At 38.6% G+C, this 1,007-nt stretch carries 1 protein-coding gene; it reads right to left on the reverse strand.

The features are described from left to right. Positions 1-253 precede the first annotated feature (253 nt). Positions 254-1,007: amino acid ABC transporter substrate-binding protein (locus PX481_RS08975; protein ID WP_288094453.1), on the reverse strand; the 754-nt coding region annotated here is incomplete at its 5' end.

The following is a 1,007-nucleotide window of genomic DNA, read 5'->3' on the forward strand; positions in this document are numbered from 1 at the left end:
ACTCAATTGTCTATCTTTTGGTATTAACCTATTTGTGCCTTAAGTCCTTTCCTGTATGAATTTCAGCTACTTTTGAGCGTAGTTGCTCTCATCGAATTTTATTTTAAGTTAATTATTTGCATAACAATTCCCGAAGAGCCAAATTTTCCTTCCTCCTTTAAAAACCCACCTCCCCACTTCCCACTTCCCCATTCATAATTATTCCCACTTGCAAGAGTGCCTTTTTGAACCTTTCCCTAAAAAGGTCTTAATTTTAGGGAAATACAGTTAAAGGAATCCATTCGTAGGTGTTGACAATGCCTTGAAAATAATCATTAATAGTTTCTCTGGAATAGGGAACAACACCCTCTTCACCAAACCAACGTTCATAAATTGTCACCGCTTGTTGTTGGTCACTAACGATCCCTTCCATGAATTTTAATAGGGTATAATTAACCGTATCGCGCCATTTAGAGTCATTTTCAGGTAAAGTACAGGCATAGGATTCGTAGGCGTAGGGATAGGAGGGAACTATGGCTAAATTATTGGGATTTTTAGCGTTTTTCCTTAAACCTTCTAGGGTAATGCCATCGCTGGCAAAACCATCAATTTCTCCCGCTTCTAGTTTTTGTAAACCCTCGCCACGATTTTTAACTTTGACCAAAATAGCGGCGGGTTGTTGAGTTTTAATTACTGCTTCATTAGTAGTATTGGCAATTACTCCAATGCGTCTGCCTGCCAAGCTACCGATGTCATCAAGATTACTACCTTTGCGGGTTAACAATTGAGTGCCACTGGCAAAATAACTAACGGAAAAATCAACTTCATTTTCTCTTTTCCAAGTAAAAGTAGTGGAGCCACATTCGATATCTATCACCCCTGTTTTCAACTTTTCAAAACGATTTTGGGGAGTAATCTCAACAATTTTTAACTTAATTGGTTTTCCTAACTTCCGTTCGGTTTCTTTGCGAATTAACTCTAACATATCAAGGCTGTAACCCACCCACTTGCCCTGGGAGTTGACAAAA

This window comes from Microcystis sp. M53603_WE2 (assembly GCF_030065435.1).